Raw genomic sequence first — 26,278 nt, forward strand, 5'->3', positions numbered from 1 at the left:
CGGCGGGGGGTGCGGACGAAACCTTCCCCGGACATGGGCTGCGTGGGGGAGGCGCGAAGATCGGCGCGAGCGACGATCTTTCGGTAGTTGATGATGACGTCACGCGTTAAACCGCGAGCGTCCAAGTACTCGGACTTGAGCCAGGGGTCCTCACAGGACTCGCATTCGGCGACGATCCGGCGCATGCGCGCGATTTCGGGCGCGTCGGAATTAGGGTCGGGAAAATTCATGGACGGCATGAAGCGGCCCCCCTTGTTTGCTGACATGGGCGATGTGCGGATGCTGCGGAAAAGCGCGTGGGGGGAGATATGCCAAGGAGTGGAGGCATGCAAAACAAGGCCCATCGAAGAATATTTTGTATCCATCGGTGGAGCTGCTGACTCTACGACAAGATTATGTGATCGATGGGTGATGTTCAAGGGGAGGGGGGAGTTAAGTGTGTTGAATCTCGGCTGAGTTGAGGTGCCGTCATGTCGGGCTGGAGCGATCACGCGCATGGAGAAGGTCGACAAAAAAGACTTGTGGACCCAAGAGTGCGCAGAAGTTGACTTAAGTGAGAAAAAGTCATGCGGAAGCTGTTCATGAGTGGTCGACGAGCTCAACGTCAAAGGAAATTGTCTCAAGATTCAACTGTCAAATTCACATGCTAGGCTGACGCCTGACCTGCAATCGAACGAGTGGGGGCCGCACATGGACGACGGAAGCGGAGAGGACTTCGGTCCATGGCTCGCCCGGCAGTTGCGTCGTACGGGCATGAACCAGGCCGACCTCGCTGAGCGAGTGGGGCTCACCCGAGCGGCGGTCTCGGCGTGGATCACAGGGCGAGCCACCCCTCGCGAAGAGACGATGCGCGCCATCGCCGCCGTGTTCGGGTTGGACCACGCCAGCGTGCACGTCCGGACGACCGACGTGATGAGCAACCGCCCGGTCTCCTGGTACCACCGCCCGGCCTACGCGGACGGCGGCCGAGACTTCGGAAACGCTGCCACCTTTGCCTTCGAGGCCGACGTCGAGGTTCTCGCCCGTGAGGCCACCCAGAACAGCCTGGACGAACGACTCGACCGCACCAAGGCGGTGCGCGTCCGTTACACGTTGCACGAGTTGACCGGAGAGACCCTCGCCCGCTTCCGCGAGGCCATCGCGTGGGACTCCCTCTTCCCTCACTACGAAGCGGCGGCCGTGCAGGAGCAGAAGGTCGGCCGGGTCATCGCCGAGGGGCTGCGCGACATGTACGAGCGCGATCGGCTCGTCCTTCTCAGAATCGACGACTACAACGCCTCGGGTCTCACCGGGGACGACTATGAGGACGGCAGGTTCGCCGCCGTCGTGCGACGTCAGCTCGACAGTCACAAGTCCGACGCCGGCGCGGGCGGTTCGTACGGCTTGGGCAAGGCCACGCTCTGGGCCAGCAGCCGGCTCGGCATGGTGCTCATCAACTCCACGCTCTCCGTGCCGCACGAAGGCCGGACCGAACGACGTCTCGTCGGGCGCCTCGAACTGCCGTGGCGTGTCGTCGATGACAAGGCGTGGGCGGGACCGGCCTGGTTCGGTGAACCCGATACGACGCCCGGCAGCGAGAATGTGGCCCGTTCCTGGTGGGCGGACGGGGCGACCGTCGAGAGCCTCCACCTCACCCGGGAGAGTTCCGACCCCGGCACGTCCTTCCTGATCGTCGGTGCGCATGACGTGGCGAGCCTGGCGGCCGACGCGTCGGGAGGAGGGGAACGGGCCGATGAGGAGGAGACCGTTCAGGCGATGCACGAGCGCCTGGTGGAGGCCCTCGGTCGCAACTTCTGGGCCGCCATGACGGCCGGCAGGAACAGGACGCCGTTGTTGGAGGCGTCCGTTCGCACTCTGCGCAACGGACACGTGGTCATCGACGAGGAACGTGTCGAACCCCAGCGCGTGCAGCCGTCCCGCACCCGGGCGCTCAAGGCATACCTCGACGGCGAAACCGTGGACCGTATGACGGAGACGGGACAGGTCGCGCTGGCGCGCGTGCCTTTGAGAGTCCCGCCGTTGCGTGGCGGCAGGGGAATCGTCGAGCACGAAGCTGTCCTGTTGGTCACGGCCGCCGAGGACCTAGACGGCAAGCCGAACCAGGTCACCACGATGAGGGGCAACCGCATGGTGATCAGGACGGCCAGAGTGCCCGATCTGCCATGGGGAACGAACCCCTTTCAGGCGGTGTTGCTCGCCGGCCACGCAGCCGGTGAGGACGCGGAGAACGCGGACCTCGCCGAGGCATTCCTCCGGGCCTCGGAGCCGCCCGAGCACAACAAGTGGGGTCAGACCGACGAATTGAGGGCGCTCTACTCGTCCACCGCCCATCGCCGCATTAGCGAGTTCACCCGCGCGACCAATATCGCCGTACGGGAGATCGTCGGGTGCGCCAAGGAGAGGGGATCCGGGGGATCGAAGGTGTTGCGCGACCTTCTGGGACTCGACACGGGGTCGACCTCTCCTCCCGCACGCGCAGGAAAGGCGCCGACGATCCGTGGCCTGGACGCGGACTTGGACGAGACGGGCGCGTGGCGAGTCAGGGCGGAGATCAGACTGCCAGCGAGCCAAGACCCCTGGTTGATGACTCCCGTGGCGAAGTTCGACGTCCTTTCGGGAGGACGCCCCTCGGTCCGGTGGGCGGAGATCGTCGCCGGGCAGAACTGTGAGCTCGTGGACGGCAGACTGCGTTTCAAGGCGGGCGCCCGCACCGCATCCTTCAGTGGAGTGACCGATGTGTACACCCACCCCATCCGGGCGGAGCTGGCCGGTCTGATCGTCGAGCTGCAGAGGACCGGGGAAGGAGCCGCGTGAAGGTCTACCCGTACCGGAGACTGACCGGTGAACTCACTTTTCAGGTGACAGGTGTACGTCAGGAATTGGAGGGGCGTTACCAACACGACCTGGACACAAGGAGCTTCTCCACTCAGGAGCGTATTGTCGCCCTCCACCAGACCGATCGGCAGGACTGGGAGAGTGCCCGTCTCACGATCTCGGCCACCCTGCCGGTCAAGGAGCTTGCCGAAGGCCCGTGGACCGATGTGTCGGTCGTCGCGGTCCTGACGGAGAAGACCACCAACTCCCGTACGACAGCCCGACTGGTGAGGGAGAGCGGGACGGACGGGGAGACCTGGACCGGACATCTGCGCTTCTGGCGATCGGCTCATCGCAACCAGGCCGACTTGTCGGTCGTGGCCGTGGCCACGGTGGGCGATGTGCAGGGACGAATCATCGGCGAGTCCGAGGAGCCCTGGATCGTCGACCTGATGGCCACCGCCCCCACGCGTCAGCGGGAGATGGTCGTCAACGAGGTCGACTTCACTGTCGGACCGGAGTGGCTGCGCCCCTTCAAGGACGCACCCTGGATCGTGGAAATCTCGGGTGACCTGCCCACCGTGCACCTCAACACGGCTTTCGAAGGCGTCTCGCAACTCCTGAACTCGGCCGGCAGTCCGCTGGAGCGGGCGGTCCGTGACATGCTCGCGGCCCAGATCGCCGCCGACGTGTGGACGGCCGTCTTCCATTCTCTCGTCAGCGATCTGGAAGTGGACGAGCGTGGTGGTCCGCAATGGCCCGGCGGCTGGCGGGACGGCGTACTGAGCGGAATGCTCGCCGACGTCCTTCCCGACCGCTCCGAGGCCGACGCCCTCCGCGAGATCCACCTCCGCCGCTCCGAGGCCGCCTGGAACGAGCTGCAACCGCGCATCAACTACGCGGCAGTCCGTCGTGCGAAGGTGGCAAGGAACCTGGGAACGGCTATCCGTACCCTCGATGTGTCGCAGCGGGAGAGCTGAGCATGACCGACAAACCTGAGCACCTGCCGGAGCGACTGGCATGGCTCTCCGACATCAACGCGGCGAAGTACCTCAGTATGGAGGTGCTCTCCGGGCAGGAGGCGCCGCCGTACATCGCGCTGAACAAGCTCACCGAGCCGCTCGGAGACATGGGGGCACGCTCGGAAGTCGTTCCGGTGCGTGACCTCATCGACGACGTGATGCACCTTTTTCGGAACGACACTCCGACAAAGGCGGATGCCTGGCTCGCTCCCAGGCTGCACTCCATATTGAGGTTGAGGAGGAGCGAAGCGGCTGACAGCAGGTTGTGGAACTTCCTCGCCCTTGCCGTCGCTCCCGACTACGTGGTCTGGAGGCACCTGCCGGAGAAAGGGAGGGGCGACCTTCCTCCCATGGTCGCCGCGAGCCGTTTTCGCGGGCCGCACTATACCCAGGCCTTCTCCCGTCTGTGGTGGGCCGCCGAATTGTTCAGGGACGGGAACGACTATGGCCCGGTGCAGGTCGCCTGTGGAAACCAGGACGTCCTGAACACGGTTCTCCGCCTCGATATCATCGACCACCGCCCTACCGCACAGGCTCTGATACGTCTGGTGAAACGGGGAAAGGCCCGGACGGGGCGAGAGGTGAACGCCCTGGCACGAGCGGTGAACACCTCGGCGAGCACACTGCTGTACGACGTTCTCGCTGAGGACGAGGCGTGGGACGGCAGTCTTTTGGAGGAGTGGATCGAGGAGGCCGAATCGGCGCCCCCCGTCCCTCGCAAGATTCTCCCGGAAGGGCCCGACGACGGGCCTGTCCCCCCGGAAGCTGTGGATGCTCTCGAGGATCTTTTCGATGATTTTGCTTCGGTGAGCGGAAAAGGATGAACCAGCGGTGGTTGGCGTCCGTTCAGGACGTGTGCCGCTCTACGACCCGGATGGGAGTTCAGCAGCTGTTCCGGAGCGTGGATTCTTCGGTTCCCAGGAAGCGAGCAGGTTCAATGCCTCATCCGACGGGCGACCGAGACCGAGTGCCGCACTGATGATGTGCATTCCGAGCCTGGGTGGTACAGCATTTCCGATCTGTTGCGAGATATCCTTTCCGCTCCAGGGGTACTTCGCAGGGAACGTCTGTAGGCGACCTGCCTCGGAGAAGGTAAAACGGTCGGTTCCGGTAGGCCCGACCACCCGGTTCCTGGAAATTTTGCCCGTGACGGTCGCGGAAGGCTGGTCGGAAGTGCGCTCACCCCGGGCCTTGGGGTCACCTCCGGTGCCGTAGTTGGAGATGACGGTGAAGGGCGCGGGACGCTCCGGAAGCACCTTTCCCATGCTCACCCACTTCTGCCGCGCTGTGCCGTCCAGGGGGAGGCCGTCGCCCACGGGGATCGCCCTGCTGCGGTAGCGCTGATGGGTTGGCTCGGGAAGCTTGAGTGGCGGCACACCGGTCGAAACCGCAGTGTGGTCGCGACGTCGTGCGATCAGTACGGCGCGTCGACGCGTCTGAGGAACTCCGAACTCCTCGGTGTGGAGGATGTCGAAGTCGGTTTCGTACTCGTCGCTGAGCGCCTTCGCATACGCCTCCCATACAGGGAGGACCGCAGGCACCTGTTCCAGCACAATCGCGTGGAAAGGGTCGAGATCGGGATTGTCGATGGCTTCCAGGATCCAGTGCAGGGGTTGCAGGACCAAGCCGGTCCGTTCGTCTTCCAGGGCATCCAGATCTGCCGCGATGTCGGCCCACTTCTCGCGGTCCACGAGACGCTGGACGAACTGCAACACGGTGTCAAGGGCACGCCGGCCGGCGCCGTGGCCGGCGACGGTGAACGTCTGGCACGGCGGGCCCCCGGCCAGCACGTTGGCACCTTTGAACTCGGGATCAGTGGGCTTGCACTCGCGTACATCCTTGTGAACCGTGAGTAGCCCTGCCTCCGTCCGGGTGGCGTATGCGCCGGCGTCCCACTCGACGCCGACGCTCGGCACTCCAAGGGCCTCGGCTGCGATGTCAAGACCACCGGGGCCCGCGAACAGGTCGACGATGCGGAAATGCGCAGGGTGGGGCGATCGAGGCTCTACGGGGGTCATGGCATTGAAGTGTAGCCGGCGACGAGCGGTGGTCTTGTTCGAGCTTCGAAAACGGTTGGAACGACCTTGGTCGGTTGCTCAGTCCCCTCGCAGGGCTGCGGCGATTGCGGTGCCGACCGCCTCGCCCGCCGGAGGTGGGGACGCGTGTCCGATCTGACGGTACCGCGCGGTCTTCTTGCCTGCGAAAACCCAGTCCTCGGGGAATGACTGGAGCACGGCGGTCTGTTCCACGGTCAGCTTCTTGAGGGGGGAGCCGGATGTGTCCGATTCCTGGACACCGTTCGGTCCTGGCACCTCGTCACTCAAGGCTGATCCATTTATGCCCATTTGCGCCCAAAGGCTCTTAGTTCCCGTCAGTCCGAGATCTGCGCCTCCGCGCTTGTCGGAACCGCCGACGAGTGTTGGAGCCACGCGGCCGGCTTGAAGGGCCCACTCTGCGGCTCCCGTCCATCCGCGAGAGGACATCGACGGAAGCAGCGCCTCGCCTGCCGTTGTGTGCTCGGTCACCGTGGGTGCAGGTGAGTGGAAGCGGTCGAAGTGCGGTTCCTTCAGTGCAACCAGCAAGCCCTGCTTGCGGTCCTGGGGTACGCCGAAGTCTGCCGCGTTCAGGATGAACCAGCGAAATCGGTAGCCAAGGTGCGAAAGTTCGCTCTGTATGTAGTTGCGAACCTCTTCGAACTGTACGGAATCCACCAGGTCCGGCACGTTCTCGATGAGTACGGCCTTCGGCTGGATCGCGTGGGCGAGGAGAACTGTGGCCTTGAGCAGACGCAGCTCGAGACCGGTTTCCACGCGCTTCGTCGTTGCCGGCGACTTCACTCGGGGCAGGCCTGCGGACAGAAGGTCGACGTCGTAAGCCACTGGGTACTCAACGGGGTCGAAATCCAAGAGATCCAGCTCAACGACATTCCATGCCGGCCGGTTGCGGCGCAAGGTCTCGCAGGCGACCGGCTTGTTGTCCAAGAGAAGCACGGGGTCGAAGCCGGCGCGTTCCAGGCCCAACGCGAGACCCCCCGCGCCAGAACACAAGTCGACAGATGTCAGTCTCCCCATGGAGGGCCTCCCCACCCTAGTGGATCAACGAAACGGGTTCCGACAATAGGTGTAGTGGGCCGCGATGTCGATGGTGGGCACCCTGCTGCGACCTTCAGTTCCGGACCAAATACTCATCCTCGCGGCTTGTGCCGTAGAACGGCCGAGCGCACCTCTTGTGCCACGGTGTTTGGCGCCTCATGCTCCCAATAACGCAGCACTGTCCATCCTGTGGCACGCAAATGCTCAGTCGTTTCAATGTCCCGCGCCATGTTCTTGTCCAGCTTTGCTCGCCACCACTCCGCGTTGGCCTTGGGACTGGTTGCGTGCTGAGGGCAGCCGTGCCAGAAGCAACCGTCCATGAAGACCGCGATCTTGGCCTTGGGGAAGACGATGTCGATCGTGCGGCGAGACATTCCGGGGACGGGCACGTTCACCCGGTACCGCAGACCTGCCGCATGCAGGATTTTCCGGACAGCCACCTCGGGAGCCGTGTCGCGGGAGCTCTGGCGACTCATGCGGGCGGAGACGCTGGGGGAGGATGGGACAGCACCGGGCACACAAGCATTCTGCCGGCGCAGTGGAAGCAGTGGCGGACGACCTGGTGCTGCTCGGCGGACCTGTGCGCCAGGCTTGGTCATTGATCCAGGTGACCCCATGGTCTACCGCTGGCGTATGCGATAGACACACCTCTCGTGGATCAAGGATTAGCGGCGTTGCTAGGAGCGACGGTCGGTGTAGCAGGGACCGTCCTCGCCTCGGCGATCACCGGGTGGTCGGCGCGGCAGCAGGTGCAGGCCCAGGCGAGGGCCGAGCATGCGCACTGGCGCAGGCAGGTGCGTCGGGACGCCTACAGTGCCTTCCTCGCTCCGGCGTCCGAGTGCCAGCACGCTCTGAAGACGGCCGGGCGTGCGTTCATCGGCGAACGGGACACCGAGGAGGTCGATCGCAGACTGCAGCAGGCGCAAGGACAGCTGGCGCTCGCGCAGGCCGCGTGGGCCAATCTTGCCGTCGAGGGGCCGGAGGCGGTGGAGCAGACCGCCCGGAACGTCTACACCACGCTCAAGTCGACGCAGACGAACCTGCTCGCCTTCCGTGACGCGTCGGCGAACGCCCCGGACGGCAACGTCCGCTTCGTGGAGCGTCACGCCGTCGAAGTGGCCCGGCTCTCCGAACGTATCGGCGAGTTCACCGTGGCGGCCCGGTCGGCCCTGGACGACGTCGGGGACTGAGGTCCTGCGCTGTCGGTCCACGGGGACATGAGGCGCGCGGATACGGGGAGCGGGACGCGTGATGTCGGCGGCGGTGCTTACGCGGGCGGCGGTGCCGCCGACATCCGTGCGGAGGCCGTCGGGGCCGGCGTCAGTGGGCCGGTTCGGGGCGGTCGGCGTTCAGGTGGGCGGTCAGGAAGCGGGCGGCGCGGTCGAGTGCGGCGTCCGCCTCGTCGAGCCGGCCGTAGTGGTGCTGGAAGACGTGGGGGAGGCCGGGGCCGATTTCGAGGGTGACCTCGACGTCGGCGGCGCCCGCGCGGGCGGCCAGCCTGACCGCGTCGTCGAGCAGGACCTCGTTCGCCCCGACCTGGACGAGGAGTGGGGGCAGTCCGGTGAGGTCGGCGAGGACCGGGCTGGCCAGGGGGTGCGTCCGGTCGCCCGTGCCGACGTAGAGATCGGCGTAGGCGCGTATGTCGGCCTCGGTGAAGATGGGGTCGGCGTCCTCCTTGGAGCGGATGCTCTCTCCGGAGAGGGTGAGGTCGGTCCAGGGGGAGAAGACGACCACGGCGGCCGGCTGCGGCAGTCCGGCCTCCCGGGCCGCGAGCAGGGTGGCGAGGGTCAGGCCGCCGCCGGCGGAGTCGCCGGCCATGACGAGGTCCCGTGGGTCGGTGCCCGCCGCCAGCAGTTCGCGGTAGGCCGCGAGCCCGTCGTCGACGGCCGCGGGGAAGGGGTGTTCGGGTGCCAGCCGGTAGTCCACCGACAGCGCTCGCAGCCCGGCGCGACGGGCCAGTTCGCCGACCAGCCCCGCGTGGGTGTCCGGTGAGCCGACGACGTAGCCGCCGCCGTGCAGGTAGAGCAGCCGACCACGGCCGGAGGCTTCGGTCGGCTCCAGTTCCAGGGTCGGCCGCCCGCCCAGGACGGTCCTGCGGGTGACCACGTCCTCCGGCGCGGGGCGGGTGAGCACCGCGTTGAAATCGTCGCGCTGCTTCTCGGGAGTGGGCTGTGTCTCGCCGCGGGGGGCGGAACGGAGTACGGCGTCCAGGGCCTTGCGCTGCTGTCGGGACATGCGGGCCTCCACGAGTCGAGTGCGAGGATGGATTCCTGGGAATCCATCTGTCCGACGCCAACCGGATTCCGAGGAAGACGATTCCCAGGAATCCATTGGAGGCTGGTGTGGGCCACGTCACTTCTGTCTTTGTCGATCTCGTCCGTGTCGAGACCCGGCTCTACAACGCGGTGAACGCCCGGCTGCGCGCCGAACGGGGCCTGGGGCTCGGGCAGTTCGAGTTCCTGGAGGTCATCGACCGCGTGCCGGGGTGTCGCGTGCTCGACATCGTCGGCGAGCTGGCGATCACCGTGGGGGCCGTCAGCAAGGCGGTCGACCGGCTGGTGGCGGCGGGCTGGTGCCTGCGGGTCGCGCACCCCCAGGACCGTCGCTCGTCCGTCCTCCGCCTCACGCCCGAGGGCGAGGAGCAGTTGGCCGCTTCCCGCCCCGTCGTCGAGAGCGAACTCGCCTCGCTGACCGCGACGGTTCCCCCTGACGACCTGGCCCGCGTCGCCTCGACCCTGGCCACCCTTCGCGTGGCCCTCGAGGCGGGCTCCCATGGCCGGCCGGGCTGAGGGTCGCGAGGTCGGCCACGTTGCGGGAGGGGTGCGGCGGCAGGGGAGAATGAGGGCATGGCGATGTGCAAGAAGTGCGGTGCGCGCAAGCGCAGTTGGCCCCGTTCCTGCTCCCGGTGCCGCTCGGGGAGGGACTGGAAGGAGCCTGCCGCGGACGCCGTCGACCTCGCTTCGGGGGCAGGTCTGTTCGGCTGGCTCTGGCGAGGAGTCAAGGGGGTCGTGCGGCTGGTGCTGCGCGCGGGCGACTGACCGGACCCGGCGGACGCGTTCGGGCCGGGAGGGCTCCGCCGGGACGAGCCAAGGGGGAAGCGGCCTCCGGGTGACTCCCGAAGGCACCGGCACGGATCATGGCGCGGGGACGCGCGGCGGCTCCGGGGGTACGGCGGTCGGCCGGGTCCGCTTCCTGGACGCCTCGCCCCGAAGCCACTGCGGGAACGTCCCCACCCTCATTTTCGCCCTGAACACCGGTCGGCCCCGGACCACACGCCCCGGGAGGTGTAGAACCGCCCCCACCGCTCACCCGGCCCCCACGGGACCCGTGAACGACGGAGGGAGCCGGCCGTGCGGCAGCATCCGCCCGAGGGCACTGCGGAGATCCTCTTCATCGGCAACGCCACCCTGCTGATCCGCTACGGGGAGCTGACGCTGCTGACCGATCCGAACTTCCTGCACCGGGGGCAGTACGCCCACCTCGGCTACGGGCTCCGCTCGCGCCGGCTGACCGAGCCCGCCGTCGGCGTGGCGGAGCTGCCCCACGGGGACCTGGACGCCGTCGTGCTCTCGCACCTGCACGGCGACCACTTCGACCGGGTGGCGCGGCGCGGGCTGGACCGGGGGCTGCCGTTCGTCACCACCCCGCACGGTGCCCGTATGCTGAAGGGGCTGTACGGGTTCCGGCGCGCCACCGGGCTGCGCACCTGGCAGAGCCGCACCCTGCGGCACGGGGACTCCTCCGTGCGCGTCACCTCGCTGCCGGGCCGCCACGCGCCCGGCCCGCTGCGGGTCCTGCTGCCGCCCGTGATGGGGAGCATGCTGGAGTTCGGCGACCGCTCGGGGGAGATCCGGCTGGTCCTCTACCTCTCCGGCGACACCCTGATGTACGACGGACTGCGCGAGATCGCCGGACGCTACCCGGACATCCACCTGGCCGTCCTGCACCTCGGCGGTACGACCCTGCCCGGCGGCCTGGTGGTCACCATGGACGCCGGGCAGGGCGCCGACCTGCTCGACCTGCTGCGCCCGCGACGGGCGCTGCCCGTGCACCACAGCGACTACACGGTCTTCCGTTCCCCGCTGGAGGACTTCCTCGCGGAGGCGGGGCGCCGGGGCCACGACGCACGCCTGGTGCGGTGCGCCCCGGGTGAGCGGGTGACCGTCGGCGACCGGGCGACGGCCTGACCCGCACACCCCGCGGCCGCTACAGGAACGCCCCCACCCCCATGGCCACCCCGAACAGCACGAAGAAGATCCCCCAGGTCAGGTTCGCCGTGGCCGAGTACGACACCTTCCCCGGGCGCCCGTCCTTCGTGTGGACGACCACCGTCCTGCGCGGGTCCCTGGGGTCGTACCGGAGGACGACCGGGATGCCGGCGTGCAGGGGGTGGGACTCGTGGTTGAGGGGGACGCTGCGGTAGGTCTGCGTGGGCGGTGCGTCGAGGTTGTTCACGGGTGGGGCCTGGTAGCGGACCTGCGGGGGGTGGACGGTCGGGCCCTCGCGGCGGGCGCCGCGGGCGACCTCGCCGCGGGTGCGGACGCCCCGGACGCCGAGGCGGTGCAGGGCGCGGCGCCGGCGGAGGGCGTCGCGCAGGACCGAGATGCCCAGGGCCAGCGCACCGGCGGCCATGACGAGTGCGATCGTGAGCCACGGCTGATCCATGTGGCGCCCCCCGGAGCCGACTTCAGGTCTCCATGGAGACGGGCGCGGTCACGGGGTGGTTCCCCGTGGCGCTTCCCGGGCGCACGGCCGGTCGTCAGTCCGCGCCGTGGCACTCCCCGTACGCCCGCCCCGAACCGCACCAGCACGCCGCCGACCGCTCCGGGGGCCACGCCACCGCCCGGCCCCGGGCCGCCAGCGTCGTGGCGTACTGGGGCAGCAGGGCCGGGTCTGCGGGGGAGGCGAGCTCCGAGGCGGCGAAGGCCTCGTACGAGGGGACCGTGCCCGTGACGATGCCCAGGTTCGGCGTGCCCGACGCCGACAGCTCCCGCAGCGCCGCCTCTATGGCCACGAGGTGCTCCTCGTAGGAGGGGTACTCCTCCGCCAGGGACGGGTACGCCTCCGTCAGCTCCGCCAGCTCGCCGGCCGGCCAGTGCAGCACCGCCACCGGGAACGGGCGGGACAACGCCTCCCGGTACGCGCCCAGTTCCGCGCGCAGGCGGACGATCTCCGCCTCCAGCTCCACGGGGTTCTCCGAGCCCAGGGACCACACCCGCTTCGGGTCGTGGAGCTCGTCCAGGGTGATCGGGAGGGTGTGGACGGTGTCCGCGAGCGCGTCCCACTCGTCGTGCGCCGCGCCGAGCATCCTGCGCACGCGGTGGCGGCCGAAGAGGAGGGGGTGGGTGGCGCGCGGGGGCGCCTCGACACCGGTCAGGAGGAGGCGCACCGCCTCCGTGAACGTCTCGTGCGCCTGCTCCAGCTCGTCGTGCGACTCCAGGGACTCCGCGACGATCACCCAGGGGGCGGGATCGCGCGGGGCCGCCGTGCGGATGCCGGTGATGATCGCGCGGGCCTCCGCCTCGTGGCCGTACTCCCAGAGGTTCGACGCCTTGAGGGCCCGTACCAGGTACGGGTCGTCCAGTTCCCGGGAGGAGGCCAGCAGGCGGTCGTAGAGGGCGGTCGCGGCGGGGCGGTCGCCGGAGAGCTCGCGGTGGGCGGCGGCCCGCAGCAGCAGGGCCTCGGCGTCCTCGGGGTAGAGGTCGGCGGTCCGCTCCAGGCGGGCGGCTTCGGCGGTGTGGTCGACGTTTTCGGCAGGCGTGTCGGGGCGCATGGGGGACACCGTACTGCCGGTGGGTGACAAAGGTGAGACGGCCGCAGGCCGGAGCGGGGTCCGGGGCCGGAAGGGAACGTTCCGTCGTCGTCGGGGGGACGGGACGGCCGTGGCGGACCTACCCTTCCAAGGGGCAGGCGACCGAGGGGGCGGGGCGTGCGCAGGACGTTGGCCAACGGGTGTCTGGTGCTGCTGATGATTCCCGCCGCGCTGGTGGCCTACTTCTGGTTCACGGTCTGGCACACCGGGCACGAGAACGACCGGCGCCGGCAGGACGCGCTCGACTCGCTGCTCCGCCAGGCCCATGAGGCGGCGGACCGGACCGCCGACGCGCTGACCAGGAGCGGCGAGACCGGCACCGACGCGTTGACGGGCGTGATCTGGGAGCACACGGAGAGTCCCGTCATCGCGTACGACGAGGAGCGGCGCGTGTTCACCGCCGTCGCCGCGCGGTCCGCCGTGTACGAGGAGAAGCCCATCCTGTTCGCCGGCGGACCGGGCACGGTGGAGCGCTGCTTCACCTACACCTACGCACGGCGCCCCGGTTCGGAATGGACCTCCACGACCACCGAGTCGGACAACGAAGCCTGCCGGGGGAGCGGAGAGATCGGTGACCGGGTGCGGTTCGCGCGCGTGCGGATGGGCGGCATGGAGGCGGCCGGGCTGACGCGCGCCGGTCTGCGGCGTGCTCTCGATCCGAGCGGCCGTCCCGGCGACGAGAGCCGGTCCGACGTGCGGAGCGTCGTCCGGAAGGGGCGGACGGTCGTCGCCGTCGTCCTCTTCCGGCACCTGGACCGGTACCGGTCCCAGGACGACGGGTCGGCGCCGGTCGAGCAGTGCTACCGCCTCACCCGGATTCTCGATCCCGATGCCGGTGTCGAGGGACCGGTCACCGCCGTCCCCGTGGCGGATTGCTGAGCCGCCGCGGGAACGGCGGCACGCCGACCGGGGCACCGGGACCGGCCCGTACGGTGGATGTCAGGCCCGCGGAACCGTAGCGTGGTGCCGGACGTTGAGGTGGTGCGGGGCCCCGTGGGGGCCGGGGACGGTGCTGAGGGGAGGGGGCGAGTGATGCGCGGACGGACGGTCCGGCTTGCCGCCGTGCTCCTGCCTCTCGTTCAGGTCCTCCTGCTCCTGATGCCGGCCGCCGGCGGGCTCTCCGTGGTCGATGTCGCGCTCGCCGCGACCGCCGCCGCCGGTACCGCGCTCGCCGTCTGCGCGCTCCTCGCCGCCCGCTGCGCGCCCGCCGTGCCGCCCACCCGGGTGCGTACGGCCATACGCGACCGTGACCGGCGTACGGCCTTCCTGCCCCAGCGCGATCCCGACGCCAGGGGGCGCACCAGACCCCGGGCACCCGGACACGCCCTCCCGGCGACCGCCGCGTAGGGCACTTCCTCCGTACGTTCACGTACGCTCACCACGCCCCGCTGCGGGTCGTCATGCCGCCATCGCGTACTTCCGGCACGACGAGACCCCCGGAGGGCTCACCCATGTCCGTCTTCGCCAGCCTGGTCGAGCACCTGGCCGACCTGCTCCGGCCGCTGTTCGGCGTCTCCGCGGCGGCCGCCGCGATCGTCCTGTTCACCGCCTTCGTACGACTCCTCGTCCACCCCCTGTCCCGGGCCGCCGCCCGCGGACAGAAGGCCCGGACCGCGCTCCAGCCGCGCATCGCCGAGCTGCGCCGCAAGCACGGCCGCGACCCCGAGAAACTGCGGCGGGCCGTACTGGAACTGCACGCGAGCGAGAAGGTGTCGCCGCTCTCCGGGTGCCTGCCCAGCCTGTTCCAGTTGCCCGCCTTCTTCCTGCTGTACCACCTCTTCTCCAGCGGGACGATCGGCGGGCGGCCCAACGAGCTGCTCGGGCACCGGCTGTTCGAGGCGCCGCTCGGCGGCAGGTGGGCGGACGCGCTCGGGGACGGCGGGGTGTTCGGCGGGCCCGGACTCGTGTACGTCGGACTGTTCGCGGTCGTCACCGTGGTCGCCTGGTTCGGCTACCGGCTGTCCCGGCGGATGATGGCCGCCGGCCCCGCGATGCCCGCGGCCGGTGAGGGGGAGCAGGTGCCGGGGCTGGCGGCGGTGACCAAGGTGATGCCGTTCATGTCCTTCTTCACGCTCGTCACCGTCGCCGTCATGCCGCTGGCCGCCGCGCTCTACATGGTGACCAGTACGACGTGGAGCGTGGCGGAGCGGGCCGTGCTGTACCGCTGAGCGCGGGGCGGGGCGAGTCGGGGGTGCCGTGGGCTGACGGTTGTGGGGGTGTGGGGGCTGGGTGCGCAGTTCCCCGCGCCCCTGGGGGTTGTGGCTGCCGTCGGTCGGCAGCTGGAGGGCTGGATGCGCGGTTCTCCGCGGTCCAGTACGTGAACGGGGTCTTGCGGAGTGGAACGCCGGATCGGAGGATCGACCAGTCCTCCGATGGCTGCGCCCCGCCGCAACCGGGCCGTGTCCATCGGGCGGACCCGCGATCGAGGGAGACGGGAATCATGAAGCTGCTGCGAGTCGGCACGGCGGGACGGGAGCGGCCCGCGCTGCTCGACGACGAGGGGACCCTGCGCGACCTGTCGGGTCTCGTCGCGGACATCGACGGGACGCTGCTCGCCGACGAGGCCGCGCTCGGCCGGATCAGGGCCGCCGCCGGCGCCGGCGAGCTGCCCGCGCTGGACGGGACGGGGCTGCGGACCGGACCGCCGGTGGCACGGATCGGGAAGATCGTCTGCATCGGGCTGAACTACCACGACCACGCCCGCGAGACCGGGGCCGAGCCGCCCGCCGAGCCGGTGATCTTCTTCAAGGCGGCGGACACGGTCGTCGGACCCCAGGACACGGTGCTGGTGCCGCGCGGGTCGGTGAAGACCGACTGGGAGGTCGAACTGGCGGTCGTGATCGGGCGTACGGCGCGGTACCTGGAGTCGGCGGAGGAAGGGCTCGCGCACGTCGCCGGGTACGCCGTCGCGCACGACGTCTCCGAGCGGGAGTTCCAGATCGAGCGGGGCGGGACCTGGGACAAGGGGAAGAACTGCGAGACGTTCAACCCGCTGGGGCCGTGGCTGGTGACCGCCGACGAGGTCGGCGACCCGCAGGACCTGTCGCTGCGGCTGTGGGTCAACGGGGAACTGAAGCAGGACGGGACGACCGCCGAGCAGATCTTCCCGGTGGGGGAAGTCGTGCGGTACGTCAGTCAGTTCATGACGCTGTATCCCGGTGACGTCATCAACACCGGGACGCCGGCGGGGGTGGCCATGGGGCGGCCCGAGCCGAAGCCGTACCTGCGGGCGGGGGACGTGGTCGAGCTGGAGATCGCCGGGCTCGGGCGGCAGCGGCAGGAGTTCAAGCAGGCGTAGCGCTCCGAGGGGGAGGCGGGGGGCGGGGAGTTGCGGTGCGGGTGCGGGTGCGTTGTGGTTTGTCGCGCGGTTCCCCGCGCCCCCGAGCGGTCGTTCCGGAAGGGGACGCGGAGCCGCTCGGACCGAGGAAGCCGGACGCGTTCCTCCGGCTTCCCGGTCCGACCCCGTCCGCCCGGCGGAGCTCAGCCGCGCGGGAGCGGGCGGCTCGGCCGGATCTCGTCCAGGTGCACCACCAGGTCCATCGACCTCAGCAGGTTGACCTGGTCGCCGGTCGGCGGGTAGTCGGTGCCGATCTCCCGTTTGGGCCGGGTGACGTCCAGCAGGGCGCGGGCGGCGGGCGGCGCGGTGCGCAGGTCGGCGTACCAGTTCCGGTGGCTCACCCGGTCCAGGACGTGCTCGGCCGAGCCGGGAGCGGCGGGCTCCACGGCGAACCGCCTGACGTCGTCGTCGGCCGGGTTCTGCAGGCCCTGTGCGGTGGCGTGCACGGCGCCCCGGTCGAAGGAGAGCCCCACCGCCAGGTAGCCGTCGCCCAGCCGCTGCCGGAGCACCGATCCCTGGGGGAGGGGGAGGCTGGGCGTGGAACTCCTGGTGTACAGGTGGCTGTTGTGCCCGCCGAGCACCACCCGGTGGCCGGTGTGGCGGTGCCACCACAGGGTGTTCTCCGCCATGGCGGTGTCGCGGTGGGCCATGGCCTTCGGCCCGGCCAGGGGGTCGGAGAGGTCGAAGGCGTACAGGCGCGCCACCTGGTCGATCACGGTGGCGTGCTGGAGCGCCCAGGCGTGGTCCTCGCCCGTCCCGGCGGGCTCGCGGGCGCGCAGCAGTGCCAGGACGCGGCCGGTGCGCTCGGCCCGCGCGCGGCGCTCGTCCAGGGGCGCGGCCACGGCGGCGCGCATCCACGCGTCGACGGGCAGGGTGGGGCGCAGCCCCTCGTACAGGCCGGTGACGGCGGGCAGCAGGTCGGGGTGGGCGCGCCGGACGTGGTCGACGACCCGGTCGTACAGTTCCGGGCCGGCGTAACCGTTGTCGTTGCCGGCGAACCTGACCGGGTCGTCGGGGTGGGCGACGTTGTACGCGCGCATCCAGCGGATCATGTCCAGGTACTCCTGGCTGTGCAGCAGCAGGAAGGCGTTGTGGAACTCCTCGGACATGATCCGGGCGGGGTCGCCGCGCCCGGTGAGCAGGTGGTCGTCCAGGCGGAGCCCCGCGCTCCAGTTGGCCTCCAGGACGAAGGAGCGGAAGCCCTTCTCCTCGACCAGGTACCGCAGCACCCGGTGCCGGAAGGCGACGAAGTCGTGGGAGCCGTGGGCGGCCTCGCCGACACCGACCACCACGGCGTCACCGACCGCCTTCCCGAAGGGGCGCAGGTCCTCGAAGGGGCCCGAGGGCTCGGTGGTGCGCAGCGGGCGGGCGGCCTCCGTCAGGGGCGACAGCGCGTCGCCGGCGGTCGTGGAAGGTCCGTCCGAGGCCCCGGTGTCCCCGCCGGCCGGGACCGCCACGGCCGTCCCGGGCACGACGGCGAGCCAGACGAGCAGCACGGCAGCCAGCCGCCTCGCTATGAAGGGTGTCATGACGCCAGCGTCGCCGCCGCGACGTCGGACCGCGCTCCGAGTGTCACTCGGCCGGAGCAGCGTCGCAGGCGGGGCGGCGGTCGGGCGGAGGAAGCACGTCCGCGCCTTCCGCCGTACCGGCGAGCGCCGGACGGACCTGGCAGGACCACCCCGCGCCGACGAGGACGGCCTGGTGGCGCGGGGCGCCGGACCCGGCACGGCGGTCGGTCCGTGAGGGGTCCGGGGGCGGCCCGAAAGTGCCTACGCGCGGGTCAGGAAGTGCTCCAGGGCCTCCACCACCATCTGGTGGTCCTGGAGTTGGGGGAGGCCCGAGACGGTCACCGCGCCGATGACGCCCGCGCCCTCCACCGTGATGGGGAAGGAGCCGCCGTGGGCCGCGTAGGTGTCGGGGTCCAGGCGGGAGGACGCCTCGAACGTCGTGCCCTTGGCGCGGTGACGGGCGCCCACCAGGTAGGAGGCGGAGCCGTAGCGCTCGACGACCCGGCGCTTGCGGGCGATCCAGGCGTCGTTGTCGGGGGCGGAGCCGGGCAGGGCGGCGTGGAAGAGCTGCTGGCCCGCGCGGTGGATGTCGATGGCGACGGGGGCCTGGCGTTCGCGCGCCATCTCCACCAGCAGGGAGCCCAGCGCCCACGCGTCGTCGTACGTGAACCGGGGGAAGACCAGGCGGCGTTCCTGCGCCTCCAGCTCCTCCACGCTCGGGGTGAGCTCCGGGGTCTGCTCCGGGGTCTGCTCCGGGGTGGTCACAGCGTCACCGTCACCTTCTCCAGGGCCGACCGGCGGGCGGCCTCCAGTACGTCCAGGGCGGCGGCCGCCTCCCGCGCGGTCACCGGGTTGGGGGCGCCGGTCAGCAGGGCCTTCGCCACGGCCGCGTAGTAGGCGGGGTAGTCGCCCGGGAGGGTCGGCACGGGCTGTCCGCCGCCGGTCACCGGGGACTCCCCGGCGCCGATACGGCCCCACAGCTCCTCGGGTTCCATGCCCCAGCCGGCGCCGGTCGCGCCGGGGCGCAGGCCGTCGCGCAGGGCGGCCTCCTGGGGGTCGAGGCCGTGCTTGACGTAGCCGGCCTTCGAGCCCAGGACGCGGAAGCGCGGGCCGAGCTGGGCCGTGGTCGCCGAGACGTAGAGGTGGGAGCGGACGCCGCCGGCGTGCGTCAGCGCGATGAACGTGTCGTCGTCGGTCCGCGCGCCGTCGCGCCGGATGTCCGCCTCGGCGTAGACGGCGGTCACCGGGCCGAAGAGGACCAGCGCCTGGTCGACGACATGACTGCCGAGGTCGTAGAGCAGACCTCCGATCTCCGCGGGGTCGCCGGACTCCCGCCAGCCGCCCTTGAGCTGCGGGCGCCAGCGCTCGAAGCGGGACTCGAAGCGGTACACGTCGCCGAGTTCGCCCTCGTCGACCAGCCTGCGCAGGGTGAGGAAGTCGTTGTCCCAGCGGCGGTTCTGGAAGACGGACAGGAGCAGGCCGCGCTCCTCGGCCAGCGCCGCCAGCTCGCGCGCCTCGGCCGCCGTGCCGGACAGCGGCTTGTCGACGACGACCGGGAGACCGGCCTTCAGGGCGGCCGTGGCGAGCGGGACGTGCGTCCTGTTCGGGGACGCGATGACGATCAGGTCCAGTTCGCCGGCGCGGGCGAACAGCTCGTCCGGGGCCGCGGCGACGCGGACGTCCGGGAACCCGTCGCGGGCCTGCCGCTGCCGCTCGGGGTTCGAGGTGACCACCGTGTCGAGCGCGAGGCCCTCGGTCGCGGCGATCAGCGGGGCGTGGAACACGGAGCCCGCGAGGCCGTAGCCGACGAGGCCGACGCGGAGGGGGGTACCAGTCATGCCTCCTACTTTCGCAACGCTGTTGCCAAAGTGCAAGCAGCGGGGAGAATGAGCGGGTGAAGAGGACGAACGACGGCATCGGCGGGGCGCACGGCACGCACGGCACGCACGGGGCTCCGCTGGGCGTGAACCTGCTCGCCCTGCGCAGCCACAACACCGCGCTCGTGCTCGATCTGCTGCGGACCGCGGGAGCCGAGGGGATCAGCCGGCTGGAACTCGCCGAGCGGACCGGGCTCACCCCGCAGGCGGTCAGCAAGATCACCGCCCGGCTGCGGGCGGACGGGCTCGCGGCCGAGGCGGGGCACCGGGCGTCCACGGGCGGCAAACCGCGCACGGTGCTGCGGCTGGTCCCGGAGGCGGGGCACGCGGTGGGCGTCCACCTGGACCGGGACGAGGTGCGGGCGGTGCTGGTCGACCTCGACGGGACGGTGGTGGACCGGCGGCGGGCCCCGCTGGACCTGGGCGCGGGGGAGGAGGCGGTACTGGCACGGGTGGCCGGGACGGCCGGGGCGCTGCGGACGCCGGGGACGGCCGGGGCGAACCGGTCCCCGCTCGGGGTGGGGGTCGCGCTGCCCGGACCGCTCGACCACGACAGGGGCGTACTGCACCGGGTCACCGGCTTCCCCGAGTGGGACGGCTTCCCGCTCCGGGACGCGCTGGCGCGGCGGCTCGGCGTGCCGGTGGTCGTCGACAAGGACACCAACGCGGCGGCACTGGGGCTGGCGGTCGGCGGCGAGGGCGGCTCCTTCGCCTACCTGCACCTCGGTACGGGGCTGGGGGCCGGGCTGGTGATCGGCGGCAGCGTGTACCGGGGGGCCAGGACCGGTGCCGGCGAGTTCGGGCACCAGGTCATCCAGCTGGACGGGCGGCCCTGTACCTGCGGTGCGCGTGGGTGCGTCGAGGCCCTGTGCCTGGACGCCGTCGCCCGCGGCGACCTCGCCGAGGCGGCCAGGGTGCTGGGGGCGGGGGCGGCGAACCTCGTCGGGCTGCTCGACATCGACCTGGTGCTTCTCGGCGGGCGCACCGTCGCCGCCGCGCCCGAGGCGTTCGTCCACGGGGTCGGCGCCGTCCTCGCCGCCCGTGCCCGGCGTGAGGGCGGCGGGGACGGGGGCGGGGGCGTACCGGTGCGGGTGGCGCCCGGCGGGGTGCAGGGGGTCGCGGAGGGGGCGGCCCAGCTGCTGTTGGCTCCACTGTTCGGGCGGGGGGACGCCTGAGCGGGTGCCTTCGGCGCTTGCGCGCTGTGAGGGGCTGGTGGTGCTTGCCGGCGCTCGCCGGGTGCCTCCCCCCACTCGACGGTGGTCTGTCGAATCCTGGCGGAGGTCTGTCGGCGGTCTCGGCCCGGATGCTTCAGCGCCGGCGACGGTCGAGCACCCCGATGAGAACGGCGAGGTCGGCGGCGCCGGCCGGGTCATCCGCGTAGCGGGTGGTCAGGAGAGGACCGACCTCGGGAAGGACGACGCCCTCCCGGGCCAGGACATGGACCAAGGTCAGCAGCGCGGCGCGGGCATTGCCGTCGGTGAAGGGGTGGAAGAACGCCACATCGAGGTACGCGCGGGCCGCGCGGGCCGCCGGCGGGAGGTCCGGGTCGGTCGTCTCGCGCAGGCAGGAATCGAAATCGGCCCGCGTGTGAGGGGTCAGGCCGTAGCGCTCGCGGCCGGCCTTCGCGTAGGCGCCGCCCACGCGAAACGGTGCCTCTGTCACAGCGAGGACCTCACGCTGCCAGCCGGCGAGCAGGGCGAAATCCAACGGGGCGCGGCGTGCGGCGTCTTCTCGGGCCAGAGCGTACGCGGCGAGCAGACGCCGGGCGCGGACCGGGTCGCGCCGGTACACCGGTCCCTCGCACCAGGACCGGAACCCGTCGCGGCCGGGCGGGACCCGCTGCAGGGCCGGCGCACTTCGCCAGTCGGCCTCTCGGCGCACGCGCAGCCAGACCGAAAGACTGTCAGTAGCGGTCATGGAGATCCTCCAGTGCCGCCCTCTCACGGTGGTCCTGGTACGGGGCGTGGCCGGTGAGGCCGGTGGCCAGGTCCTCGCCGACGGATTCGATCAGCGTCCGTTCCGGATAGACCCAGCTCTCGAACCTGCCGCCGATCGCGCGCTCCACCGCTCGCGCGGCTTCGGCCTGGTCCATGCCGGTGCTGGTGAGGAACCAGCCCAGGACGATCGAGGCCTGGCCGTGCCAGCCGCCCTCCGCGCCCGAGTCCAGAGTGTGGGTCACGAGCCGGACGCAGGCCCGTTCCAGGTGCCAGCTGCGATCCTCGGGTGAGGCGTCCGGCGGTGGCGCCAGTTCGGCGAAGCGCCGGGCCGTCCGCTCCAGCCACTCCCGCCACTCCAGCAGTGCGGCTACGACGCGTGCCGCGGTCTCGTCGGGGGTCGTCACCGACCTCGGCCCGCTGACCCAGTTGCCGATGGGCCCGCCGTAGCGGTAGCACCAGCTCCACCCCCAGGCCCAGGTGCCGTACCGCTCCCGGACGATCGCGTCCACCTGACGCTCACACCAGTGCTCGCCCTGCCACCAGCCGGCCATGCCGGAGAGCACGGGCGGCACCCACTCGCGGACCAGCGAGCGGAGGCGGGCGTCCTCGTCCTCGTCCCAGGCGAACGGGTGGCGAGCCGGGTCGAATTCGTCCCAGTTCCGAATGCCCTCGTAGGCGAGGGAGGGCACACGGTTCTCGGGGAAGGGCAGGGTGTCACGGTTGTACGTCAACGCCGGCCACTCTTCCTGTCCGATGCGGTCGATCCATCAGTCTCGGCTCGAAGCCCCTGGGACCGCGAACGGTTTTCCGGCCCGCACCCCGTGCGGCCGGCGATCCGGGCGGGATCGCCATGGTCCGCGGACGCGCACGTTCTTCCGCTCGACGGCGTCCAGTTCGCCAACAGCTCCTCCGGCGACCACTCCTGCCGCGCATCCGCCCTTTCGGCCTTGACCACTCGATCAGGCCGGCGACGACGCCCGGGACGCGCAGACGGGGCTGTCGAGCTGCCCGGGACCTTGGTGTCCGAGCCGGGACTCCGGGGCCCGGCCGGGGCGGCACCATCGCCCGCAGCCGGGTGACGCAGCCCCCGCCGTCGCCTCAGCGGCCCACCGCGCAGGCGTCGCCGTTCAGTACGAACCGCGGTGGTGCCGTTGTGCCGCCCGTGTGTTCCGCGAGGTACCCCAGCGTGATGCTCGCGCCCGGTGCGATCGTGGCGTTGTGGGTGGCATCGGACGCCCTGATCACGTTGCTCAGCTGGATCAGGTCCGTGTTCCAGTCGGAGACGACCGTCTGGTCGAGGGTCAGCGGGAACTCCAGTGTCCAGCCGTTCACCGGGGCGTCGCCGGTGTTGGTGACGGTGAGGTCGACCGTCATGCCGGTGCCCCAGGCCGTCACCGTGCGGTCCACCCGGCAGGTGGGTTCCTCCCGTGCGAAGGACACCTTGTGCAGGCCGCCGGGCAGGTCGTTGACCATGTAGAACTCCCCGTCGACGGTCGTGCCGACCGACGTCACCTGCGTGGGCGTCCTGCCGATCTCGGCCTGTTCGTAGCCGCCCCGCCCGTCGGGCCGCAGCGCCCAGACCGTGGAGGAGCAGTAGTCGGTGGCGATGTACGTGCCGCCCACCAGGTCGGCGTGCTCCCGGCCCCGGTAGACGTGGCCGCCGATGACCGAGCAGCCGCCGGTGTACGGGGAGTACGTGAAGACCGGCTCGGTGTACGTCTCACCGGGCGCGCAGTCCCCGCCCGTGAACTTCTCCAGGCCCTCGTAGCAGGACCAGCCGAGGTTCAGTCCGCCCCGCCCGGGGGCGAGGTGGTTGATCTCCTCCCAGTGGCCCTGGCCGACGTCGCCGATCCACATCGAGCCGTCGGCCGCGTCGAAGGAGAACCGCCACGGGTTGCGCAGCCCGTACAGCCAGATCTCCGCGCGGGCGCCGGGGGTGTCCACGAAGGGGTTGTCGGCGGGGACGCAGTACGCGAGCGGGGCGCACGCGCGGCTCACGTCGATCCGCATGATCTTGCCCAGCAGGGTGTCCAGCCGCTGCCCGGACTTGAAGGGGTCCCCGGAGCCGCCGCCGTCGCCGATGCTCCAGTACAGGTTGCCGTCGGGGCCGAAGGCGAGCTGGCCGCCGTTGTGGTTGCTGTACTCGGCGTGCTCCTGGGAGAGCAGGGGTTCCAGGCGGGACTCGTCGAGCCGGTAGCGGGCGAGGGTGACCGCGCCGTCGGGCAGCGCCGTGTACGCCAGGTACAGGTCCTGGCTGTCGGCGAAGTCGGCCGGGAGCGCGATGCCGAGCAGACCGCGCTCGTTGCCCGACTCGTCGACGGCCGGGGTGATGTCGAGCAGCGGGGCGGAGGCCAGGCCGGTGTCCGGGTGGTAGACGCGGACGGTGCCGCGCTTCTCGGTGATGAACAGCCGGTCCGTGCCGTCGTCGGGGGCGACGACGGCGGTGGGCCGTCTCAGCCCGGAGGCGACCTGGGTGGTGGTCGCGCTGATCGACGGCAGGGGGACGGACGACGCGTCCTCCGCCGCCGCGGCGGGTGACGGGGTGAGGGCGGTCAGCAGGAGGGCCGGCAGCACCGCGAGCAGGGTGCTCAGGACGAACGTCAGGCGGAGCCGCACTTTATGAGCATGCATATGACAAGCCACGATCTCCTTCTTTCCGGGTGTCGGCGGGCGCTGAAGGGACTGTGAGGGCGTGCGGACGTTCATGGGAGCGCTCCCGCCACTTCACACTGCGGCTCACACGGCACAGCGGCAACACGTGATTGCGCCACTTTCGCGCCGCCCGGCGCGAACACCGCTCCTGCCCCGCCACCGCCGAACCGCCCGCGTGCCCGCAAGCCCCTGTGTCCGCAAGCCGAGCCGTATCCGGCGTTCCCTCAAGATCCGGGTCTGTTTAGGCTGAAGCGCACGCAGGACCGCGTACGGCAGGGAGATCCCGCACATGGCAGACCGCAAGCCGATCGAATCGTGGCTCACCGACATGGACGGGGTGCTGATCCACGAGGGTGTACCGATCCCCGGCGCCGATGCCTTCATCAAGAAGCTGCGCGAGTCGGGGAAGCCCTTCCTGGTCCTCACCAACAACTCGATCTACACCCCGCGCGACCTGCACGCCCGGCTGCGCCGCATGGGCCTGGAGGTGCCGATCGAGAACATCTGGACCTCCGCCCTCGCCACCGCCAAGTTCCTGGACGACCAGCGCCCCAGCGGCTCGGCGTACGTCATCGGCGAGGCCGGTCTGACCACCGCGCTGCACGACATCGGCTACATCCTCACCGACCACGAGCCCGATTATGTGGTTCTGGGAGAAACGCGAACGTACTCCTTCGAGGCGATGACGAAGGCCGTCCGTCTCATCAACGACGGCGCCCGCTTCATCTGCACCAACCCCGACGAGACCGGCCCCTCCGCCGAGGGCCCGCTCCCGGCGACCGGCGCGGTGGCCGCGCTCATCACCAAGGCGACCGGCAGGCAGCCGTACTTCGCGGGCAAGCCCAACCCGCTGATGATGCGCACCGGCCTCAACACCATCGGGGCCCACTCCGAGAGCAGCGCGATGATCGGCGACCGGATGGACACCGACGTGCTGGCCGGCATCGAGGCCGGGATGCGGACGTTCCTGGTGCTCACCGGGCTGACCCGGACCGAGCAGGTGGAGAACTGGCCGTACCGGCCGTCCAAGGTCGTGGACTCCATCGCGGACATCGTCGACCTCGTCTGACGCGTCGACCCCTCCGACGCCGTTCACCCGTACGGAGTAGTCGCCGCGTTCACGGGGATGCGGTGCCGACCCCCGCGCGGGACCCTCCAGGTGTCTGGAGGTGCACGATGGGTTCCCCGCGCAACACTCTCCGTACGGGCCTCCCGTCCGGCACCGGGCGGCTGCTCACCGGTGTGGCCTGGGTGGTGCTGCTGCTCGGGCTGTGGCTGTGGGGCGGCGAGCGGGCCGGCGTGCCCGCCGGGATGTCAGGGACCGCCACCGGTGACATGGCGGCGGCCGGGCGGCCGCCCAGGAGCGAACTCCCGCCCGCGCACCGCCCCTTGGCCGCCGCGGTGCCACGGCGCCTCGACATCCCGGCCCTCGGCGTCCACGTACCGGTGGTGGCCGGTGGGAACGGCCGGCCGGGCGCGGTCCGCCGGTACGCGGACGGAGTGACACCGGGGGAGCCCGGCGCCGCGCTGATGGTGGGATCCGCGGCCCTCCGTCCCGTGGACGCGCTCGAGCCCGGCCGGACGATCCGGGTGGCCCGCGCGGACGCCGTGACCGCCGAGTTCACCGTGGAGGACGTCCAGGTCCTCGCCCACGAACGGTTCGACGCCCGGCGGGCCCACGAGCCGCGCCGCGCGGGACGGGCCGAACTCCGGCTGGTCGTCTGCGGGGAGGAACCCGACCGGGTCACCGGCCGTTGCACGGCCGACGCGATCGTCTCGGCGTATCTGACCGGAACCGGCCCCTGAATCCCGCACACCCCGGCTGCTTCGCACACCATCCGGCCCGCACCACCCGGCCCGGTCGGCGACCCGCTCCCCGGGGCCCGCCGACCGGGCCGGCCCTCGACCGCGCGGGGTCCGGGCCGCGGGAGTGCCCCGGCGACCGGCGCGGGAGGCCGCGACGGCACTCGGTGCGCGGGAGCACCGGCCGGGGCGGTCCGGCCGGAGTCGGCGGGCACGCATCCGGAGCGGGGGGCGGGCCGGACCCAGGGGCCGGCCGGTGCCGGGCCCCGGGCCGGTCGCGATCCGTGATCACCGCAGGTGGCCCCGTGCGCCGGACCGTACGGCACGGCCGGGCGTGCCCGTGCCACCGGGCTGTAACAGACGGCGGACAAGGCGGGTTCGGCCTCGTGGGCGTCGCGGGACGTATGTCAGGATTGGGGCTCGG

General features: G+C 71.0%; 26 protein-coding genes. 14 read left to right on the forward strand and 12 right to left on the reverse strand.

Annotated features, from left to right (window positions below; all coding sequences use genetic code 11):
* The first annotated feature begins 690 nt into the window (after positions 1 to 690).
* The 3 genes from ACFXAE_RS12120 to ACFXAE_RS12130 are packed head-to-tail and all read left to right on the forward strand — an operon-like array spanning position 691 to position 4,660.
* Entirely contained in the window at positions 691 to 2,814 is a 2,124-nt protein-coding gene (locus ACFXAE_RS12120; protein WP_384712309.1) for a helix-turn-helix transcriptional regulator, read from the forward strand.
* The gene (locus ACFXAE_RS12125) at positions 2,811 to 3,794 is read left to right on the forward strand and encodes a hypothetical protein (RefSeq protein WP_384711994.1); all 984 of its coding nucleotides are present in this window, start codon (positions 2,811 to 2,813) and stop codon (positions 3,792 to 3,794) included. Before ACFXAE_RS12120 ends, ACFXAE_RS12125 begins: the two co-directional genes overlap by 4 nt.
* A gap of 2 nt (positions 3,795 to 3,796) precedes the next feature.
* On the forward strand, positions 3,797 to 4,660 hold the full coding sequence (locus ACFXAE_RS12130) for a DUF6339 family protein (RefSeq protein ID WP_384711997.1): 864 nt from the start codon (positions 3,797 to 3,799) through the stop codon (positions 4,658 to 4,660).
* 39 nt (positions 4,661 to 4,699) lie between these two features.
* Here ACFXAE_RS12130 and ACFXAE_RS12135 read toward each other — a convergent pair whose 3' ends face one another.
* From ACFXAE_RS12135 to ACFXAE_RS12145, 3 genes are all read right to left on the reverse strand, one after another.
* Complete coding sequence (locus tag ACFXAE_RS12135; protein ID WP_384712000.1) at positions 4,700 to 5,854, reverse strand: DNA cytosine methyltransferase; 1,155 nt, start codon at positions 5,852 to 5,854, stop codon at positions 4,700 to 4,702.
* A 78-nt stretch (positions 5,855 to 5,932) separates the two neighbouring features.
* A complete protein-coding gene (locus ACFXAE_RS12140; RefSeq protein WP_384712003.1) occupies positions 5,933 to 6,907 on the reverse strand; it encodes a DNA cytosine methyltransferase in 975 nt (324 codons plus the stop codon).
* 113 nt (positions 6,908 to 7,020) lie between these two features.
* Positions 7,021 to 7,404: a very short patch repair endonuclease gene (locus ACFXAE_RS12145; protein ID WP_384712006.1), complete on the reverse strand. Its 384-nt coding sequence runs from the start codon at positions 7,402 to 7,404 to the stop codon at positions 7,021 to 7,023.
* Positions 7,405 to 7,602: 198 nt separating this feature from the next.
* Between ACFXAE_RS12145 and ACFXAE_RS12150 the strand changes: the two genes are divergently transcribed.
* Complete coding sequence (locus ACFXAE_RS12150; RefSeq protein ID WP_384712008.1) at positions 7,603 to 8,118, forward strand: hypothetical protein; 516 nt, start codon at positions 7,603 to 7,605, stop codon at positions 8,116 to 8,118.
* Between the two features lie 130 nt (positions 8,119 to 8,248).
* Here the strand turns inward: ACFXAE_RS12150 and ACFXAE_RS12155 are convergent, their stop codons facing one another.
* The gene (locus ACFXAE_RS12155; RefSeq protein WP_384712010.1) at positions 8,249 to 9,163 is read right to left on the reverse strand and encodes an alpha/beta hydrolase; all 915 of its coding nucleotides are present in this window, start codon (positions 9,161 to 9,163) and stop codon (positions 8,249 to 8,251) included.
* 107 nt (positions 9,164 to 9,270) lie between these two features.
* Here ACFXAE_RS12155 and ACFXAE_RS12160 point away from each other — a divergent pair, with 107 nt between their 5' ends.
* The 3 genes from ACFXAE_RS12160 to ACFXAE_RS12170 all read left to right on the forward strand — a co-directional run bounded on the left by ACFXAE_RS12160 (position 9,271) and on the right by ACFXAE_RS12170 (position 11,115).
* Positions 9,271 to 9,717, forward strand: a complete 447-nt coding sequence (locus ACFXAE_RS12160; RefSeq protein WP_384712012.1) for a MarR family winged helix-turn-helix transcriptional regulator — start codon at positions 9,271 to 9,273, stop codon at positions 9,715 to 9,717.
* A gap of 57 nt (positions 9,718 to 9,774) precedes the next feature.
* Positions 9,775 to 9,966: a hypothetical protein gene (locus ACFXAE_RS12165; RefSeq protein WP_384712016.1), complete on the forward strand. Its 192-nt coding sequence runs from the start codon at positions 9,775 to 9,777 to the stop codon at positions 9,964 to 9,966.
* A 312-nt stretch (positions 9,967 to 10,278) separates the two neighbouring features.
* Positions 10,279 to 11,115 (forward strand): MBL fold metallo-hydrolase, encoded by an 837-nt coding sequence (locus ACFXAE_RS12170; RefSeq protein ID WP_384712019.1) that lies wholly within the window; start codon positions 10,279 to 10,281, stop codon positions 11,113 to 11,115.
* Between the two features lie 19 nt (positions 11,116 to 11,134).
* Here ACFXAE_RS12170 and ACFXAE_RS12175 read toward each other — a convergent pair whose 3' ends face one another.
* Complete coding sequence (locus ACFXAE_RS12175) at positions 11,135 to 11,593, reverse strand: DUF3592 domain-containing protein (protein ID WP_384712022.1); 459 nt, start codon at positions 11,591 to 11,593, stop codon at positions 11,135 to 11,137.
* 94 nt (positions 11,594 to 11,687) lie between these two features.
* On the reverse strand, positions 11,688 to 12,701 hold the full coding sequence (locus ACFXAE_RS12180) for an SEC-C domain-containing protein (protein ID WP_384712025.1): 1,014 nt from the start codon (positions 12,699 to 12,701) through the stop codon (positions 11,688 to 11,690).
* A gap of 156 nt (positions 12,702 to 12,857) precedes the next feature.
* Here ACFXAE_RS12180 and ACFXAE_RS12185 point away from each other — a divergent pair, with 156 nt between their 5' ends.
* From ACFXAE_RS12185 to ACFXAE_RS12200, 4 genes are all read left to right on the forward strand, one after another.
* On the forward strand, positions 12,858 to 13,619 hold the full coding sequence (locus tag ACFXAE_RS12185; RefSeq protein WP_384712028.1) for a hypothetical protein: 762 nt from the start codon (positions 12,858 to 12,860) through the stop codon (positions 13,617 to 13,619).
* Between the two features lie 153 nt (positions 13,620 to 13,772).
* Positions 13,773 to 14,087, forward strand: a complete 315-nt coding sequence (locus ACFXAE_RS12190; protein ID WP_384712031.1) for a DUF6412 domain-containing protein — start codon at positions 13,773 to 13,775, stop codon at positions 14,085 to 14,087.
* Between the two features lie 104 nt (positions 14,088 to 14,191).
* Positions 14,192 to 14,908, forward strand: a complete 717-nt coding sequence (locus ACFXAE_RS12195) for a YidC/Oxa1 family membrane protein insertase (protein WP_384712034.1) — start codon at positions 14,192 to 14,194, stop codon at positions 14,906 to 14,908.
* A 272-nt stretch (positions 14,909 to 15,180) separates the two neighbouring features.
* The gene (locus tag ACFXAE_RS12200) at positions 15,181 to 16,038 is read left to right on the forward strand and encodes a fumarylacetoacetate hydrolase family protein (protein WP_384712037.1); all 858 of its coding nucleotides are present in this window, start codon (positions 15,181 to 15,183) and stop codon (positions 16,036 to 16,038) included.
* Positions 16,039 to 16,220: 182 nt separating this feature from the next.
* Here the strand turns inward: ACFXAE_RS12200 and ACFXAE_RS12205 are convergent, their stop codons facing one another.
* The 3 genes from ACFXAE_RS12205 to ACFXAE_RS12215 form a co-directional block, all read right to left on the reverse strand.
* A complete protein-coding gene (locus tag ACFXAE_RS12205; RefSeq protein WP_384712040.1) occupies positions 16,221 to 17,606 on the reverse strand; it encodes an erythromycin esterase family protein in 1,386 nt (461 codons plus the stop codon).
* Positions 17,607 to 17,846: 240 nt separating this feature from the next.
* Positions 17,847 to 18,350, reverse strand: a complete 504-nt coding sequence (locus ACFXAE_RS12210; protein ID WP_384712043.1) for a heme-degrading domain-containing protein — start codon at positions 18,348 to 18,350, stop codon at positions 17,847 to 17,849.
* Complete coding sequence (locus ACFXAE_RS12215; RefSeq protein ID WP_384712046.1) at positions 18,347 to 19,423, reverse strand: Gfo/Idh/MocA family oxidoreductase; 1,077 nt, start codon at positions 19,421 to 19,423, stop codon at positions 18,347 to 18,349. The genes ACFXAE_RS12210 and ACFXAE_RS12215 overlap by 4 nt, the downstream gene beginning before the upstream one ends.
* A gap of 56 nt (positions 19,424 to 19,479) precedes the next feature.
* Here ACFXAE_RS12215 and ACFXAE_RS12220 point away from each other — a divergent pair, with 56 nt between their 5' ends.
* Positions 19,480 to 20,637 (forward strand): ROK family transcriptional regulator, encoded by a 1,158-nt coding sequence (locus tag ACFXAE_RS12220; protein ID WP_384712050.1) that lies wholly within the window; start codon positions 19,480 to 19,482, stop codon positions 20,635 to 20,637.
* Between the two features lie 133 nt (positions 20,638 to 20,770).
* Here ACFXAE_RS12220 and ACFXAE_RS12225 read toward each other — a convergent pair whose 3' ends face one another.
* The 3 genes from ACFXAE_RS12225 to ACFXAE_RS12235 form a co-directional block, all read right to left on the reverse strand.
* A complete protein-coding gene (locus ACFXAE_RS12225; protein ID WP_384712053.1) occupies positions 20,771 to 21,379 on the reverse strand; it encodes a Fic family protein in 609 nt (202 codons plus the stop codon).
* Positions 21,366 to 22,130, reverse strand: a complete 765-nt coding sequence (locus ACFXAE_RS12230; protein WP_384712056.1) for a hypothetical protein — start codon at positions 22,128 to 22,130, stop codon at positions 21,366 to 21,368. Before ACFXAE_RS12230 ends, ACFXAE_RS12225 begins: the two co-directional genes overlap by 14 nt.
* 367 nt (positions 22,131 to 22,497) lie before the next feature.
* Positions 22,498 to 24,015, reverse strand: coding sequence for a PQQ-dependent sugar dehydrogenase (locus ACFXAE_RS12235; RefSeq protein ID WP_384712059.1), 1,518 nt, complete (start codon positions 24,013 to 24,015; stop codon positions 22,498 to 22,500).
* A gap of 325 nt (positions 24,016 to 24,340) precedes the next feature.
* Between ACFXAE_RS12235 and ACFXAE_RS12240 the strand changes: the two genes are divergently transcribed.
* Positions 24,341 to 25,120: an HAD-IIA family hydrolase gene (locus ACFXAE_RS12240; protein ID WP_384712062.1), complete on the forward strand. Its 780-nt coding sequence runs from the start codon at positions 24,341 to 24,343 to the stop codon at positions 25,118 to 25,120.
* A 107-nt stretch (positions 25,121 to 25,227) separates the two neighbouring features.
* Positions 25,228 to 25,857: a sortase domain-bontaining protein gene (locus ACFXAE_RS12245; protein WP_384712065.1), complete on the forward strand. Its 630-nt coding sequence runs from the start codon at positions 25,228 to 25,230 to the stop codon at positions 25,855 to 25,857.
* The last annotated feature ends 421 nt before the right edge of the window (positions 25,858 to 26,278 follow it).

Origin of the sequence: Streptomyces sp. NPDC059454 (assembly GCF_042749965.1) — a bacterium.
Taxonomy (GTDB): domain Bacteria; phylum Actinomycetota; class Actinomycetes; order Streptomycetales; family Streptomycetaceae; genus Streptomyces.